This is a genomic window from Pseudorhodoplanes sp. (genome assembly GCF_050250235.1).
GTDB lineage: Bacteria > Pseudomonadota > Alphaproteobacteria > Rhizobiales > Xanthobacteraceae > Pseudorhodoplanes.
Genome location: NZ_JBFWPA010000012.1, coordinates 51317 through 64952, shown reverse-complemented (window position 1 = coordinate 64952; position 13636 = coordinate 51317). Strand labels below are relative to the sequence as shown.

Here is a 13636-nt window from a genome sequence, read left to right as displayed (position 1 = left end):
GCTCTTGCGATTCAAAGCAGGATGCGGACGATGGTCGAGAGATCGCGGCGCATGGTGATCGTGGCGCGGCGGCGACAGGGGGATTGGCGATGGCGTCAGGCGCCGACGGGGATTCGTACGCAGGGCAGCCGCCGTTCGGGCCGATGCCTGCGGTGCTGCAGGGCAAGGAATTGCCCTCGCTGCGCTATCGGCTGGGGGCCGCGCCGAACATTCCGCATGACGGCGGCTGGTCGAAGGAAGCCACGGTCCTGAATTTTCCGGTCTCGGAGAAGCTTGCCGGCGTGCTGATGCAGCTCGATCCGGGGGGCCTGCGCGAATTGCACTGGCACGCCAACGCCGCGGAATGGGCCTATGTCATCAAGGGCAATTGCCGCGTCACCACCATCGATCCGCAGGGACATTGCGAGGTCGTCGATTTCGGCGAGGGCGACGTCTGGTATTTCCCGCGCGGGCACGGTCATTCGATCCAGGGCATCGGAACCGGCCCTTGCGAATTCATCCTGATCTTCGATAACGGGTATTTTTCCGAGTTCGGCACCTTCAGCATCACCGACTGGATCGGGCATGTGCCGGCCGAGGTGCTGGCCAGGAATTTCGCGGTGCCGGCTGCGACCTTCGCTAATTTCCCGAAAAAGGAAGTCTATCTGGTGAAGGGCCCGGTGCCGCCGCCGCTGCCCGCCAGTCCCGCGCCGGGATCGCTCAACGCGCCCGCGGAGACGCATCGCTACCGGATGCTGGCGCAGCGACCGCCGGAAGAATATCCGGGCGGCACGCTTCGCGTGGTGTCGCAGAAGGAGTTTCCGATCTCCACCACCATGACCGGCGCGCTGATGCGCATCAAGCCGGGCGGTTTGCGGGAGCTGCATTGGCATCCGAATGCCGACGAGTGGCAATATTACCTGAAGGGAAGCGGTCGCATGACCGTGTTCGGCTCGGGCGGCCGGTCGCGCACCGAAGAATATGGACCCGGCGATGTCGGCTACGCGCCTCAGGGCTTCGGCCATTACATCGAGAATATCGGAACCGACGATCTGGAAGTCGTGCTCGCCTTTAATAACGGCGAGTACCAGTCAATCTCGGCGACGGCGTGGTTTTCCGCCAATCCCCCCGAATTGCTCGCCACCAATTTCGGCGTGCCGGCATCCACCTTCGAGACATTTCCGAAGGGCGAGACGCCAATGCCGGAATGAGGGGCCGCGGTCTATTCCGGCAACACGTTCTTGTTGCGCGGATAGAGGTGGTCGGACGTCACCATTGCCATGATCAGGATCGGCGTGGCGAGAAAGGCGCCGCTCGGTCCCCACAGCCAGGCCCAGAAAGCGAGCGACAGAAACACCGCGAGCGGGTGCAGCAGAAGCTGGCGGCCGATGATGGTCGGCACGAGGAAATGCCCCTCGATGAAGGTGAACGCCATGAACAGGGCCGGCGCGATGAGCGCGGGCAGCAGCGTGTCGAAGGTGAGAAGCCCGATCACGAACAGCGTCGCGTGCATGATCCCGGGGCCGACATAGGGGATGTAGTTCAGCAGGAAGGCGAGGGCGCCCCAGAGCAGAGGAGCCGGGAATCCGAGGACCCAGGTCACGAGCGCCGCGACAATCCCGACCCCCGCATTGATGATCGTGACAGTGATCAGGTAGCCGCTCAGGCTGCGCTCGGTGTCGTTGAAGGTCTTGAGCGCGCGCAACCTTCCCTTGCGGGTGTCAAAGATGTTGACGATGTACTGACGCATGGCGCCGCGTCCCAGCACGAAGAAGAACAGGGTCGCAAAGAAGAGCACGAATTGCAGCATCGCCGGTGCGACCGCACCAAGCACACTGCCGATCATGTCGGTCGGCTTGGAGACATCTACGGTCAGACCCGACGACCCCGCGATCGCATTGTACAATTCCTTCAGCGCTGCGAGCGGCCGCTCCATGAATCGGAATTTTTCCTTGATCGATGTCGCGATTTCGCCGGACCGCGCGATCAGGTCGGAGACCGGGTCCGCAAGCAGGACAATGGCGAGATAGAGGATGCCGGCAAAGAAGACGACGATGACCAGGGCTGGAATCCATGCCGGCAACCCGTGCCTGACCGCATATCCGGTGAGGGGACCAATGGTGAGCGCAACGATCAGCGCGCTGAGCAACGGTACCAGGAGCGGTCGCGCGAGATACAGAAACGCCCCGAACATGATGGCCGCCATGAGGATGGTGGCGAGTTGAGCCGCAATCCGCCAGAACGTTGCGGCGTCCTCAAACGGGGCAGGATCGATGGCGCCGACCCTGAAGCCGCGCGCTATCGCTCCGGATCCGGAGCTCGTTGCAGGTCCGGCCGCGATCGTGGGGGATGACCCGGCTTCATCCGGCACGTCCGTGCGTCTGACCCGTGCGTTTCGCGCCCCGATCACGATCTTGTCCCATCCGAAACGGCCGGCACCCACCGTGCGGCCCGGGACAATTCCGCCGACGCGATGCGGTTCCCTTGTCACAAAGTTGGACAGCGAATGGGGCACTGTACCGGTCTGGCACGGATTCCCTGGCACCCCTCTTGCAATACTCCATTAACGAAGGTTTGCCGGCCCGTTTCGGGTCGAACGGAGTTGCGTGCCATGACGAGGCTGGCTTTGACCGTCGCCCTAAGCGCATTCGTCCTTGGCGGCATGAATGCGCCCGTGAGCGCACAGCGCATCACCGATACCGTTGTGGGGAGCTGCGTCTTTGTCCGGGGCGCCGGGCATTGCGTGCGCCAGTTTCGCTATGGCGACCGTGGCAACACCGGCGTGCAGACCTTGCGCGAGCCGACCGCGGAAGAGATCGCGGAAATGCGCGAGCGCGAGCGACGCTGGGTCGAACGCTGCCGGCCGCAACTGCGCCCGGACGCGCATGGCGTCAACCGCTACGTGTACGCTGCGCGCGGCTGCGAATATGGTCGGGATCGCGACTGAGCAGGCAAGATCACGCGCCCCCCGCGCGCAATCGGATGCGGGCGCGATGTCGATGGCTAGAATCGGCTCGGCCGTGCCGTGACCAAGGGCGCGACCAGAAACACCAACAGCAGCAGACCCATCAGATCCATTGCGGTCATATGCGCATCTCCCCGTGCGTGATGCAGGCAGCGCAAGCGTGGTCGTCTGCCAGCCGAGGACGCACATCTCCCCACGGCGTCCCCGGCGAATGGTGGGGCTGCGGTGCTAACGGCTTCTGAAGAAAGAGCGTTAACGGGCGCGTTCCGGTTGCACGACGGCCAGGCAAAAGCCCCGCGCCATTTCTGACGCGGGGCGTTGCTTACAACCGAAGGGGAGGTTCACGCCGCCGATTGCGAACGGAGTATCTACCCAATAACCGGCAAAATCGCCTCACAAGCTGTTACGGCCGATGACGCTTTGTGAGTACGCTTTGGCCGCGGCGACGGGCCGCTTGCCTGAGGCGGGCCGGTTCCGCCGCCTTGTAAGGATCGGAACCCGGGAACGTCGGTGCGCCCGCGGCCGTTGCACGGACAGCACAAGGACGGGATCCATTTGGCCCGCTCAGGCGCATTGGGCGGCGTGCATGGGGCGCAATCGGCCCGTGGCTGCGGGAGAAACCGGCATGGCCCTCCGCTTTTTCGCGGTTCTTCTGACCGGCCTCGCCCTGATCGCTCCGGGCGCGCATCTCTATGAAATGGCAAACAAGATGCATCTCGCCCGGCAGGAATATTTTGTCGTGCAGTCGATCTATACCGGCTGGTGGATTGCAGGGCTGCTGCTTCCGCTTGCTTTCTGCGCCAATGTTGCTCTGGCGTGGACCCTGTCGGGGGACCGGTCCGCGCGATACCTGGCGCTCGGCGCCGCATTCTGTATCGCCGCCAATCTGACGATCTTCTACTTCGTCACCCAGCCGGCGAACGCGGCGACCAACAACTGGACGGTCATTCCGGACAACTGGATGGCGCTGCGCAAGGCATGGGAAGTGTCGCATGCGGTCAATGCCGGCGTGATGCTGGTCGCCTTCGCCCTGACCATCGCTGCCGCCATCCGCCGGTGATCGCATGGCCCCGAGGCACCCTGGGGCGCGGATCGCGAACCGGCCGCCGCCGATTGAGAATGGTGCCGGCTGAGGGGATTGAACCCCCGACCTTCGGTTTACAAAACCGCTGCTCTACCGCTGAGCTAAGCCGGCAAGGCTCTGAAGGATCGCCTGAGAGGGCCCAAAGGAAACCCTCATGCAGCCGCCAGATAGCAGTTCGCGGCCGGTTTGCCACCCAGAACTTTGATATAGAAGGGGCCGAAACTTCAATAAGTTCGTGGACCAGACCACCGCCGGAGCAGCGATCGGTCATGACAGCAATTGATTTCAATCTGCTCGTCCAGTGCGGCAGCACACCGAAAACCTTTCGGTCGGGCGAAGCCATCTTCCAGGAGGGCGAACCGGCCGATTGTCTCTATGTGCTCCGGGACGGCACGGTCGACATTACCCTGGGCAACCGGCTTCTGACGGCGCTTGGAGCCGGCGAGATCTTCGGCGAAATGGCCTTGATCGATGGTGCCCCGCGCAGCGCGAACGCGATTGCCCGCACCGACGTGACCGTGATCCCGGTGAACGAGAAGCAGTTCGTCTTTCTGGTCGGGCACCTGCCGTATTTCTCGCTCAGCGTCATGCGCGTTCTGGCAGAGCGGCTGCGCACCATGAACCGAGCGCTGTAGCGGCGTCCCGAACCATCAAACGCTGCGCTCCTTGGAAGCGATCACCGAGTAATAGACCTTCGGCTCCACCATCTGAAGCCCGCCGATGGTGGCAACGGCGACCACCCGAACCTCGATCACATGCACGATGGTGCCATTCTTGTCGATCTCGGCGACCTTTGCTCCCGGAACGAAGCCGACCGTCGCAACGACGCAGGCATGTTCGTCGCCGGCCTCGCGATTCACGGCATGCAGGGTCTTTTCGACATCGTCCTCCATGAGCCGGACGAAGCGCTCGGCCTGCTCTTTGGTGTCGCAGACCAGACCGGCGCCGGTCAGGATAGGCCCGGTCTGAATGCCCGCATGCGCGATCGACGAGATCGAGCACAGCAGGACCGCCCCCAGCATTCCAGGGAGAGTTCGCATCGCCTGCCTCCTGGCGGCGTAACCGCCTCGCAGGCGCCGCGTCTGTCCCGCTCATGCCTCGTCTTGCTGGCGGGAACGCTGTGCGGATCGCAAGGTTCCAGCCGCGAAGGCCAATCGGGCCCTGCGTCCTCGGGGAGAGGGCGCGTGCGATCCGTGATCAGGCGATGCGATCGCTGGTCGGCACCACCGAATAATAGACCTTCGGCTCGATCATCTGCAGGCCGCCGCTGGTCGCGACCGCCATCACACGCACCTCGACGACATTGACGATCGCGCCGTTACGTTCGACCTCGGACACGGTCTGCCCCGGAACGAAGCCATAGGTCGCAACCATACAGGCATTCGGGGTGCCGGCTTCGGTGTTCACGGTGACGAGCGCCTTCTCGACATTGTCGCGCAGCACCAGCACGAACCGTTCGGCCTGCTCGCGGGTGTCGCAGATGAGACCGGAGATGAACTGCGGCGAGGGATCGTTCGTCTCCGCCGCCGCGGGCGACATGGTCGCCGCACCGATCAGTGCCAGGCCGGACAGGATCATGCCGCACAGATATTTCACGACGACCTCCTCGGCGCGGCAGGACGATGAAGGCCGCGCATTGCGATGTCCCTCAATGTGTTTGGTCTCGGCTATCGCGAGGAAGGTTCACGCGCCGCGATCCGGAGAGTTGCGGCACCGCGGCAAAGCCGTCTGGTGACCTTGAGTTAATGCTAACCGCCGATTTAAGTGCGCCGTTAACCGCAGCACATCCGGTGATCGTCATAACATGCGCGGGGCTGAGGGGCGTGCAAGCGCCCGCGCTGGAGTCTTACGGATGCGTTGGGCGACGATGGTCGCGTTCGGGTTGGGGTCCGCACTTGCGGGCCTTGTCGACGTGCGCGCCGATCATGGACCAGCGCTCGTGGTACCGGGACGGCCGAACATCCCCGTGCCGATCCAGGGTTACAATGCCGCCTGGGGCGTGGTCGAAGGCGACTGGGGATTGTACCGGCCCGGCGCGCCGCCGGGAGTGACGGTCTACCCGTCGCCGTTCGTGCCTCCGCTGGAGCCGGAACGCCCGGTGCGGTACCGGCCTGCGAGCCGATATTTCCCAACGCTCGGGACCAAGCCTTTTGTCGGGCGCCTCGAAATAGAGCCGGGACCCAACCGGTCGATGCCGAAGCCTGCGGAAGGTTTCAGCCGCTCATGGTCGGCGCAATCCATGGACGTGCCGCCGACACAATATGCGCCGTCGCCGCCGATGATGATCAGCCCGGAAGTCAATTTCAATCCGCCCTACGAGCAAGGTCCGGACGATCCGAACCGGCCCCGTCACCTGCAACCGCCTCGTCGTCGTCGCTAACTCCAACCTCTGAGAAGGACGTATCATGTCTCGCGTAACGCTCTCACTCCTTGCGGCTGCCGCCCTGACTTTCGCGGCCGCCGGCACCGCCAGCGCCCAGTGCTGCAATTCGGGCGTTGGTTTCGGCTACAGCGCCGGCTTCGGCTATTCCGGCAGCGGCTGCTGCAACTCCGGCTTTGCGGTCGCCGCGCCGGTGGCCGCCTTTGGCAGCGGCTGCTGCAACACCGGCTATGCCGTTCAGGCCGCCCCCGTGGTGGTGCAGGCCGCGCCGGTCGTGGTGCAGCAGCCTGTGATCGTGCGCCAGCCGGTCATCGTGCAGCCGCAGCCGGTCGTGCAGCAATATGTGGTCAATCAGGGCCCGGTCTATTCCGGTCCGGCGCTGACCGATTACCGGATCGGCACCTATTACGCGCCGCGTGCGGTGGGAGCCTATCCGTATGTCGAGGGCCGGCGCTGGGGCTATCGCCGCGCCTATTACGGACCGCGTCCGCACTGGCATGGACGCCGTCATCACCATCGGCATCACGGTCCGATCAGCGTCTACAACTGATGCAGCATTCGCTTTCCTTCCCGGGGAAGGCGACGCTCAGCCTGCGAGCCGCGCAGTCGCGACATAGAGCGCGAGCGCGGCCGCATTCGACACATTCAAACTCTTGATCGCTCCGGGCAGATCGAGTCGCGCGGTGCGATCGCAGGTTTCGCGCGTCAACTGCCGCAGACCCTTGCCCTCCGCGCCGAGGACCAGCGCCAGCGGCGCCCGCAATGCCGTCGCCGCGAGATCGGCGTCGCCCGCGCTGTCGAGGCCGACCAGCAGGAAGCCTCGCTCGCGCAGAGCGGAAAGTCCGCGCGCGAGATTTTGCACCGTCACGATGGGTACATATTCCAGTGCGCCCGAGGCCGACTTGGCGAGCACGCCGGTGGCTTCGGGAGAATGCCGCGCGGTGGTGACGAGCGCTTTCACCCCGAACGCCGCAGCACTGCGCAGGATCGCACCGACGTTGTGCGGATCGGTGATCTGGTCGAGCACCAGGACGATGCCCTGTTCCGGCAATTCGGAGAGGTCCGGCGCGTCAAGCGGATCGGCCTCGGCCAATAGTCCGTTATGCACCGCGTCAGGCCCGAGCCGCCGCGCGATCTCGTCGGGCCGAACGATCTGCGGCGTCACGCGAAGCGCGATGCGGTCGGCTGCGAGACGCTTGGCGGCGTTCTCGGTGGCGTAGAGCGTGCGAATGCGCCGCTTCGGATTGGCAAGTGCGGCCTCCACCGTATGCCAGCCGTAAAGGATTGCGGAATCGGGTTCGACTGCACGCGCGGGTTTGCGGCCAGACGCAGGACGCCGGTCGCGCTTGAAGTCGGGTTTCTTCCGAAAGGGCGCCATCCGATTCCGCTCGCTCACGTTCTTCATGACACACACTGTCCTGCGCATAAATCCTGCATGTCGCGCGGCGCAAGTACGAGGTTCGTCTGGTGGCGCGAACCAGCGGTTCGGCGAGGCAATGAAGAAGGGCAGGGGCGGTTGCGAATTCTGCTCCACCAGGAGCCGCACGAGCGCCGATCGACGGCCCGGACCAAACCGCAGTCCACTCCCGCGGCCGTCAAACCGGGTGGATATCCCTGATTTCCCATTGACTTAGGTGCGTTCGGCCACCATAACGCGGCGCATGTCCGGCGCCGGCGGGTTTTCGCCGGGCGCCGCGGCGTTTTACATCTGGCCGATCCGGGTTAAACCATTTGCCGGCTGAGTGCGACCAAGGCTTGGTGCGACGAGAGCTTGGTGCGATCAAGGAGCGGTCGCACAGACTGATCCCGTGGAGGGGTGCCCGAGTGGCTAAAGGGGACGGACTGTAAATCCGTTGGCTATGCCTACGCTGGTTCGAATCCAGCCCCCTCCACCAGCCTTCCAACTTCCAGCGCACAGAATTCTTGACCGGGCGGGACTTTGTACCGTCAGGCCCGCAGCGGCCTGGCGATGGCCGATGCTTCGATATAACGCGCGTGCCGGCGCGGCCGTCCATGGCCCGTATCGTCCGCGGCGGCTCTCACGGCAGGCTGCCGGTGACCGAGAGCCGAATTGTGCCCCGTCCGCCTGCATCGTCGGCGAAGGAAGCGAGGATTGCCGCGCACCTCGTCTATTGGCTGGTTGGCCGGAATCCAGCAATCTTGCCCCGCTGCAGCAGGGGGGCGCGCATGGATGCACAATCGGAGGTCCAGAAAAAATCACTCGCAATGCCGTTCGCATGGGTTGCGATCACCGGCGCCGCGTTTGCGACATCGATTTTCATGTATTTCCGCCACTCGCGACGGATGTCCGATGCTAAAGTCGACGCTCTTGTATCGGGCTTCAAGCTGGAGATGATCCAAAAGTCGCAAGACTTGATGTTCAGCACCAAATATTACACCGCGGGCATGGTTGTGGCGGGGGTTCTGCTTGCCTTGGCGCTTTTGTACCTGGCAGCGTCGCTTCATCGGGGGAGGGTCAGCGTGAGCAAATTGCTCGTCGCGGCATTTGGCATCTGGGTCTGGACTGGCTCCCTCGCGCTCGCTCAGGAGGAGGGACCGTATCCGGACACAACGGGCGCGAAATGCGTGGTTCTTGATATGACCGAGCGTCCGCCGACATACATAGGGCACGAACTCGGAAAAAAGATCGAACTCGGGCCAGAAGCCTTCTGGAAAAACGGTACGGTCACTTGCAACGAAAAGGGGACCTGGACCTTGACATGGCCCCAGCAGGACGGGCCGAGACCAGGCTGCGTCGTGTATTACCGGAAGCCACCACTCCATGCCTGGTTTGACCACACCGCGGCCGGTGTGAACTATCGCTCGCTCGCCTACGCATTTCGTTGTCAGCGAAACGGGCGATGGACCTTTGGGAAGGTCAGATGAAACAGGCAAGGCGGCGTTCGCTAGGGCACGGGAAGCAAGCGGACGGAGGAGGATATTCCTGTAAAGGGAACCGCTTCCACCAGCCTTCGCTCGCTTCAGCCTTCGCTCGCTTTGCGAGTTGCGGCTCGCCGGCCTGACCTGACCCCGGCCACACGCCTGTCCGCCGCAATCCGGTGTACACTCACCCCGAGCAACCATCAGGGGACCATCATGCAAACCTCCCGTCGCGATGTTCTGACCGCCATTTCCGGCCTCGCTGCCGCCCAGGCCCTTGCGGTTCTTCCATCCACGAGGTCCGCCGTGGCGCGGCAATCGTCATCTGGCGCGCCGCAGAGCGCGGCCGCAATCGTCGCCGCCATCCGGGAGAAGCGCATGACCGCGACCGATGCGGTGAAGGCGGCGCTTGCCCGCGCCGAGCAGATGAAACACCTCGATGCGTTCATCACCCTCAATGCCGATGGCGCGCTGGCTGCTGCGAAAAAGATCGACGACGCGGTCGCCGCCGGCCGGCCGTTGCCGCCGCTCGCCGGACTGCCGATTGTGGTGAAAGACAACATCAACACCGCCGATCTGCCGACCACCGGCGGCACCGAAGCGCTGCGCAACGCGCGGCCGAAGACAAACGCGCCCTCGCTGCAGAAGCTGATCGACGCCGGCGCCATCGTGCTCGGCAAGACCAACCTGCACGAACTCGCCTTCGGCATCACCTCGACCAACGCCGCTTCGTTCGCCGGACATGTGAAGAACCCGTACGACACAAGCCGCATCCCCGGCGGGTCTTCGGGCGGCACCGCCGCCGCGATCGCCGCCGGCATCGCACCCGCAGGTCTCGGCAGCGACACCGGCGGCTCGACCCGAATCCCAGCGGCGCTGACCGGCACCGTGGGATTGCGTCCTTCCGTCGGCAATGGCGGCGCGGAGCGGCGCTATCACGACACCCATGCGGTGGTGCCGATCAGCCGCACCCGCGATACGGTCGGACCGATGGGGCGGACGGTGGCCGACGTGGCGCTGCTCGATGCCGTGATTACCGGCACCCCGGTTGCGACCGCCGGATCGCTCAAGGGCAAGCGGTTCGGCATCCCGGCGTCGTTCTGGACCGGGCTCGATCCGGCGCTGGAGGCGGCAGCGAAGGCGGCGCGCGCCAGGCTGGAAGGCGCGGGCGTGGTTCTTGTCGATGCCGATTTGCCGGGGCTGGCCGACCTGAACGCCAAGGTGTCGTTCCCGGTCGCGCTGCATGAGCCGGTCGAGGATATCCCGGCCTATCTGAAAGCCTCCGGTATCGACGGCGTGTCGCTGGCCGACATCGCCGGCAAGATCAAAAGCCCGGACGTGCAGGGCGCGTTCGGCGCGATCCTGAAGGATGCTTTCGGCAAGGATTATCCGGATGCGATGAAGGTGCACCGGCCGGCCCTGCAGAAGCTCTACGCGGATTATTTCAAGGCCAACAATCTCGATGCCATGCTGTTTCCGACCACACCCGCACCGGCCGTGCCGATCGACGCGGAGAAGGGCTCGGGCGAGATGTCGATTGCCGGCGGCAAGCCGGCGCCGACCTTTTTCACCATGATCCGCAACACCGATCCCGGGAGCAATGCCGGCATTCCGGGGCTGTCGCTGTTTGCCGGGATGACGCCCGGCGGGCTGCCGGTCGGGATCGAGATCGACGGGCCGCTGGGAAGGGATCGGGACTTGCTTGCGCTCGGACTTGCGATCGAACAGGTCCTGGGGACGGCGCCGCTTCCAAAGGCGAAGTGAGCCGAGGCCGTCATTCCGCATCCGTCCTTCCGCCGCGGGGCGCAAAGCCAAGAAGGGTGGAGGCTGGGGCCGGTCCTGCGGCCTGTCGGCCGCTTTTCGGGCGCGGCGCTTCATGCGGTCTCGGAAACGACGCCGGGTCTTGTTTCCGGCGCCATTTTGTGAAACCAAGCGGGCCGCCGGACCGGCACGACGCGTTTCAAGCGCGGGTGTAGCTCAATGGTAGAGCAACAGCCTTCCAAGCTGATGACGAGGGTTCGATTCCCTTCACCCGCTCCAAAGCAAAATCAATAACTTGCGCTAGATTTGACCGAGCGCACTTCCCAGAAAAAGCCACCTGGGAAGCGGGCGTGGCCACCACGAAGAAAAAGCTCGCCAGCGAACCGTCAAGTCCTGAGGGCCAGTGCGGATAGACCGGGGGTGGCTATGCTATTCTCAGCCGATGACCAGCCAATAAATCCACTGGAGGGAAGTATGTTCTTTTCGGTCATTCGATATCTTGTGGCGGGCTCGGTCTGCATTATGTGCCTGCTTTCCACGGCCGTGGCGGCGCCGGCTGCTGACTGTGTAAAAAAGCACGCTGGCAGGTGGCAGATCACCGTGAGAGCGACGGGTCAAACCTATCCGGCCGACCTCTTCCCAAACGGCACCGGCGTCTCGCACTGTCCGGGCTGTGCGCCAGGTACATGGACATGCAGCGGCAATACGAGCACGGTTTTTGTTAACGGAATTACTGTTGTAACCACTCTTTCGCCCGATGGGCGCACAGGAACCAGCAGTTGCTGTACAAGCACGCGCATTGGCCAAGGTCCGAAGGTTGCCTCGCCGTCGAAGCAGATTGCCGCGAAGTCATCGCAGCCTGCCGAAGCAGGCCTGATCGAGGGTCCCAGTAGTCGAGGGATAATTCAAAACCCACGCAGACCGCTCGCGCTCGAACTCATCCCTCTACTTGTAGAAATGAACAAGGCATCGCTGGAAGAATGGAAACGAGACCATGCTCGTGATGCGCAGATTCAAGCGCTTATGGTACGATTGAACAATCTCAGAGACACAATGAGCAAAGCGGCTGAAGAAGGCAGATGGAACGTTGTTCAACGAACGATGCCTGTAGCGAAGAGGATTGTTGCCGAAGTTAGAGCGCTAAAGGCTCAAACGCGCTAACACGCCAGACAGCATTGAAGCACGAGGCGCGGACCAACACGAGGACCGCCGCGCCGATAAGTGTCAACGCCCCCGATATGCTCAAGGCGGCGGGTGTCCTTTGCGCATCACATCAACGATGTGCCGCGGGTGTCGGCTGGCGGGCTTGCCAGAGATCGGGATAGCTCATGATAGGTGCCCCGCCAACACAGCGGCAATTCAGCCAAGCAACGTCGCACCGGGCCCGCCGATCGGTTCAAACCAAACCTCGAACAAATGCGCTTTTATCTGGTTTGAGAATGCTTGAACGCATCGCAACACTGCCGCGCAACCCTCTACGGAGCGTAGGTAAGGACCAGAAGGGCCGCGGTGAAGGCCCCGACTGGTGCAGTCTGAATGCTCCAGGTCAGCGCGGCCGGTCTACACGACTTCGCTGCGGCGGCGTTTTCCTTTCGACGGGGTCTTGGACTTCTTGATGAAACTGATTTCCCCGTTGCCCTCCAGGCACGCGGTCTGGACGTCATCGATGGTTGCGATGCCCTGCTGGCGCGCCTGGCTTCTCAATTCATCCGCCGAGATCAGCTCCTGCCGCATGTTGCGGCGTAACATTTTCCCGTCTCTTATCAAGGGCAGCGGAGACGGCTTCACGAGCCAGGCAAAAAATCGGAAGCGGTAGGCGAGCCAGTCGAGCACGAAGTCCCAGAACACGATCGTCAGCACCAGTGTCATACCCTCGGGGATCGACTTGTATTCCCGGGAAAAGGCGTTCTGCGCGGCGTCCGCAATGATGACGATCACCAGGATGTCGGTCAGGCCGATCGCAGAGGATTGCCGGCCGATCATGAACCGGAAGATGACGAAGAGGCCGAGATACATCAGCGTGCCGCGAAGGATCATTTCGGCAATCGAATGCGTCGGCACGAACAATTCGTGCCAGTCGATGGTGAACAATGCCTGCGGCATCCCGCGTCCTGACCGCTTGAGACGATGGCGAATTAACGGAGGACCGTGCTTTGAAGTTCCAGACGCGGAGGTCCCGGGAAGCGCGTCGATTGCTGCTGCTGAGCGTGCGCGACGTGCTCCGTGGAGGGGCAGGCCGGCAATAGCAGTACGGTGCTGCCGGCCCATAGGATGGCGACCGCCGATAACGCCAGCAGCAGCAGCATGACCCGTCGCAGGAAGACGTGGGAATTCGGCCCGCGACCCAGAAGATCGCTTCGTCGCTGGCACCGGATCGCGAGGACCCCGATGGCCGCGAGCGCAACGATCGTGGCGGTTACGATCACCGGAAGCACCCCGGCGCCCGCGGCCTTTGCACAGATCACGGTCGTCGAACCGTAAATGACGAGCAGATGCGCTGCCCATATCAGCGGTCCCGCCAGCACCAGCAGCATCAGCGGAACAAGTGATTGCGAATTCTGCGGCGTGGCTTTGCTTGTGGTCATCG

At 63.5% G+C, this 13636-nt stretch carries 15 protein-coding genes and 3 tRNA genes; 11 read left to right on the top strand and 7 right to left on the bottom strand.

Annotated elements, in window-relative coordinates:
• Window positions 1–89: 89 nt before the first annotated feature.
• A complete protein-coding gene (locus AB7F49_RS08150; protein ID WP_428521332.1) occupies window positions 90–1190 on the top strand; it encodes a cupin domain-containing protein in 1101 nt (366 codons plus the stop codon).
• Between the two features lie 11 nt (window positions 1191–1201).
• On the opposite strand, the gene AB7F49_RS08145 is transcribed toward AB7F49_RS08150, so the two are convergent.
• Complete coding sequence (locus AB7F49_RS08145; protein ID WP_428521331.1) at window positions 1202–2422, bottom strand: AI-2E family transporter; 1221 nt, start codon at window positions 2420–2422, stop codon at window positions 1202–1204.
• Between the two features lie 168 nt (window positions 2423–2590).
• Here AB7F49_RS08145 and AB7F49_RS08140 point away from each other — a divergent pair, with 168 nt between their 5' ends.
• Both AB7F49_RS08140 and AB7F49_RS08135 read left to right on the top strand, forming a co-directional pair.
• Entirely contained in the window at window positions 2591–2926 is a 336-nt protein-coding gene (locus AB7F49_RS08140; protein WP_428521330.1) for a hypothetical protein, read from the top strand.
• A gap of 643 nt (window positions 2927–3569) precedes the next feature.
• A complete protein-coding gene (locus AB7F49_RS08135; protein ID WP_428521329.1) occupies window positions 3570–4004 on the top strand; it encodes a hypothetical protein in 435 nt (144 codons plus the stop codon).
• A gap of 60 nt (window positions 4005–4064) precedes the next feature.
• On the opposite strand, the gene AB7F49_RS08130 is transcribed toward AB7F49_RS08135, so the two are convergent.
• Window positions 4065–4139, bottom strand: a tRNA-Thr gene (locus AB7F49_RS08130).
• Between the two features lie 158 nt (window positions 4140–4297).
• Between AB7F49_RS08130 and AB7F49_RS08125 the strand changes: the two genes are divergently transcribed.
• Window positions 4298–4663, top strand: coding sequence for a Crp/Fnr family transcriptional regulator (locus AB7F49_RS08125; RefSeq protein WP_428521328.1), 366 nt, complete (start codon window positions 4298–4300; stop codon window positions 4661–4663).
• A gap of 15 nt (window positions 4664–4678) precedes the next feature.
• On the opposite strand, the gene AB7F49_RS08120 is transcribed toward AB7F49_RS08125, so the two are convergent.
• On the bottom strand, window positions 4679–5068 hold the full coding sequence (locus tag AB7F49_RS08120; protein WP_428521327.1) for a hypothetical protein: 390 nt from the start codon (window positions 5066–5068) through the stop codon (window positions 4679–4681).
• A gap of 157 nt (window positions 5069–5225) precedes the next feature.
• On the bottom strand, window positions 5226–5624 hold the full coding sequence (locus AB7F49_RS08115; RefSeq protein WP_428521326.1) for a hypothetical protein: 399 nt from the start codon (window positions 5622–5624) through the stop codon (window positions 5226–5228).
• A gap of 256 nt (window positions 5625–5880) precedes the next feature.
• Here AB7F49_RS08115 and AB7F49_RS08110 point away from each other — a divergent pair, with 256 nt between their 5' ends.
• Both AB7F49_RS08110 and AB7F49_RS08105 read left to right on the top strand, forming a co-directional pair.
• Window positions 5881–6408 carry a hypothetical protein gene (locus tag AB7F49_RS08110; protein ID WP_428521325.1) on the top strand — a complete coding sequence of 176 codons (528 nt, stop codon included), beginning with the start codon at window positions 5881–5883 and terminating at the stop codon, window positions 6406–6408.
• A 25-nt stretch (window positions 6409–6433) separates the two neighbouring features.
• Window positions 6434–6958 carry a hypothetical protein gene (locus AB7F49_RS08105; RefSeq protein ID WP_428521324.1) on the top strand — a complete coding sequence of 175 codons (525 nt, stop codon included), beginning with the start codon at window positions 6434–6436 and terminating at the stop codon, window positions 6956–6958.
• Window positions 6959–6994: 36 nt separating this feature from the next.
• Here AB7F49_RS08105 and rlmB read toward each other — a convergent pair whose 3' ends face one another.
• Window positions 6995–7786 (bottom strand): 23S rRNA (guanosine(2251)-2'-O)-methyltransferase RlmB, encoded by a 792-nt coding sequence (rlmB, locus tag AB7F49_RS08100; protein WP_428521323.1) that lies wholly within the window; start codon window positions 7784–7786, stop codon window positions 6995–6997.
• Window positions 7787–8218: 432 nt separating this feature from the next.
• Here rlmB and AB7F49_RS08095 point away from each other — a divergent pair.
• From AB7F49_RS08095 to AB7F49_RS08075, 5 genes are all read left to right on the top strand, one after another.
• A tRNA-Tyr gene (locus AB7F49_RS08095) sits at window positions 8219–8303 on the top strand.
• Between the two features lie 292 nt (window positions 8304–8595).
• Entirely contained in the window at window positions 8596–9294 is a 699-nt protein-coding gene (locus tag AB7F49_RS08090; protein WP_428521322.1) for a hypothetical protein, read from the top strand.
• Between the two features lie 210 nt (window positions 9295–9504).
• Window positions 9505–11052: an indoleacetamide hydrolase gene (iaaH, locus tag AB7F49_RS08085; RefSeq protein WP_428521321.1), complete on the top strand. Its 1548-nt coding sequence runs from the start codon at window positions 9505–9507 to the stop codon at window positions 11050–11052.
• A 202-nt stretch (window positions 11053–11254) separates the two neighbouring features.
• Window positions 11255–11328: transfer RNA gene (locus tag AB7F49_RS08080), tRNA-Gly, on the top strand.
• Between the two features lie 195 nt (window positions 11329–11523).
• On the top strand, window positions 11524–12210 hold the full coding sequence (locus AB7F49_RS08075; protein ID WP_428521320.1) for a hypothetical protein: 687 nt from the start codon (window positions 11524–11526) through the stop codon (window positions 12208–12210).
• Window positions 12211–12609: 399 nt separating this feature from the next.
• Here the strand turns inward: AB7F49_RS08075 and AB7F49_RS08070 are convergent, their stop codons facing one another.
• Together AB7F49_RS08070 and AB7F49_RS08065 are read right to left on the bottom strand one after the other, a co-directional pair.
• Complete coding sequence (locus AB7F49_RS08070; RefSeq protein ID WP_428521319.1) at window positions 12610–13152, bottom strand: DUF421 domain-containing protein; 543 nt, start codon at window positions 13150–13152, stop codon at window positions 12610–12612.
• A gap of 32 nt (window positions 13153–13184) precedes the next feature.
• On the bottom strand, window positions 13185–13634 hold the full coding sequence (locus tag AB7F49_RS08065) for a hypothetical protein (RefSeq protein ID WP_428521318.1): 450 nt from the start codon (window positions 13632–13634) through the stop codon (window positions 13185–13187).
• Window positions 13635–13636: the final 2 nt, after the last annotated feature.

What these genes read in the sequence shown, in the direction of transcription:
- AB7F49_RS08150 (WP_428521332.1), top strand. Translation starts at nt 90, where the DNA reads ATGGCGTCAGGCGCCGACGGGGATTCGTACGCAGGGCAGCCGCCGTTC.
- AB7F49_RS08140 (WP_428521330.1), top strand. Translation starts at nt 2,591, where the DNA reads ATGACGAGGCTGGCTTTGACCGTCGCCCTAAGCGCATTCGTCCTTGGC.
- AB7F49_RS08135 (WP_428521329.1), top strand. Translation starts at nt 3,570, where the DNA reads ATGGCCCTCCGCTTTTTCGCGGTTCTTCTGACCGGCCTCGCCCTGATC.
- AB7F49_RS08125 (WP_428521328.1), top strand. Translation starts at nt 4,298, where the DNA reads ATGACAGCAATTGATTTCAATCTGCTCGTCCAGTGCGGCAGCACACCG.
- AB7F49_RS08120 (WP_428521327.1), bottom strand. Translation starts at nt 5,068, where the DNA reads ATGCGAACTCTCCCTGGAATGCTGGGGGCGGTCCTGCTGTGCTCGATC.
- AB7F49_RS08110 (WP_428521325.1), top strand. Translation starts at nt 5,881, where the DNA reads ATGCGTTGGGCGACGATGGTCGCGTTCGGGTTGGGGTCCGCACTTGCG.
- AB7F49_RS08105 (WP_428521324.1), top strand. Translation starts at nt 6,434, where the DNA reads ATGTCTCGCGTAACGCTCTCACTCCTTGCGGCTGCCGCCCTGACTTTC.
- rlmB (WP_428521323.1), bottom strand. Translation starts at nt 7,786, where the DNA reads ATGGCGCCCTTTCGGAAGAAACCCGACTTCAAGCGCGACCGGCGTCCT.
- AB7F49_RS08090 (WP_428521322.1), top strand. Translation starts at nt 8,596, where the DNA reads ATGGATGCACAATCGGAGGTCCAGAAAAAATCACTCGCAATGCCGTTC.
- iaaH (WP_428521321.1), top strand. Translation starts at nt 9,505, where the DNA reads ATGCAAACCTCCCGTCGCGATGTTCTGACCGCCATTTCCGGCCTCGCT.
- AB7F49_RS08075 (WP_428521320.1), top strand. Translation starts at nt 11,524, where the DNA reads ATGTTCTTTTCGGTCATTCGATATCTTGTGGCGGGCTCGGTCTGCATT.
- AB7F49_RS08070 (WP_428521319.1), bottom strand. Translation starts at nt 13,152, where the DNA reads ATGCCGCAGGCATTGTTCACCATCGACTGGCACGAATTGTTCGTGCCG.
- AB7F49_RS08065 (WP_428521318.1), bottom strand. Translation starts at nt 13,634, where the DNA reads ATGACCACAAGCAAAGCCACGCCGCAGAATTCGCAATCACTTGTTCCG.